This is a genomic window from Shewanella sp. S1-49-MNA-CIBAN-0167 (assembly GCF_040310145.1).
Lineage (GTDB): Bacteria > Pseudomonadota > Gammaproteobacteria > Enterobacterales > Shewanellaceae > Shewanella > Shewanella psychromarinicola.
Map to the genome: position 1 here is coordinate 1 of NZ_JBEOPO010000106.1, position 749 is coordinate 749.

The 749-nt window shown below is 41.4% G+C and carries 1 protein-coding gene; it reads left to right on the forward strand.

Annotated features, from left to right (window positions below; translation table 11 throughout):
• Window positions 1-299: 299 nt before the first annotated feature.
• Window positions 300-749 (forward strand): tryptophan 7-halogenase (locus tag AAEZ00_RS20575; protein WP_351089723.1); only part of this gene is annotated, 450 nt, incomplete at its 3' end.

A 749-nucleotide genomic window follows, 5' to 3' on the forward strand; every position in this document is an offset into this window, starting at 1 on the left:
GTGGGATATTAGCGCCAGCTATGACATCACTGAACATGTATCGGTGTTTGTTGAAGGCATTAACATCACTGAAGAAGAGCTCGTTCAAACAGGTCGTTTCGCCAACCAAATTTATTCGGTTGAAGATAACGGATCGCGCTATTCTCTAGGCGTTAGAGGCAAGTTTTAAATTATAAGTAATAAAAGACAGGTGCTTAGCACCTGTCTTTTTTGTTTATGATATATAAAACACACCTTGTGATAGTGTTTAACTACGACGGTAATTAAGCACATTTCATTGCAAATAGGATGTTAACCCAATGGCAAAAGCAGTCAAAAAAATAATCATTGTGGGTGGAGGTACAGCGGGTTGGTTAACCGCAGCTATCATTGCATCGCATCATAAAAGCCAGACAGGTAATGACTTAACAATTATTTTAGTGGAATCATCAGACATTCCCACGGTCGGTGTTGGTGAAGGCACTTGGCCAACCATGAAAAATACCTTACAACAAATAGGTTTAAGCGAAAGCGAAGTCTTTAAGGCTTGTCACGCAACGTTTAAACAAGGCGGCAAGTTTGTTAACTGGGTCCATGGAAATGGCGACTTTTACTACCATCCATTTACGGTTCCATTAGGTTATGGTCGTATCGACTTAGCACCTTATATCGACAACATCAAAGACTATGCCGAACACACCAACTTCCAACATGCTATTTGTGAGTCAGGCCTTGCTCCTCGCAGCATGGCAGAAGGCGAATATCAAGGT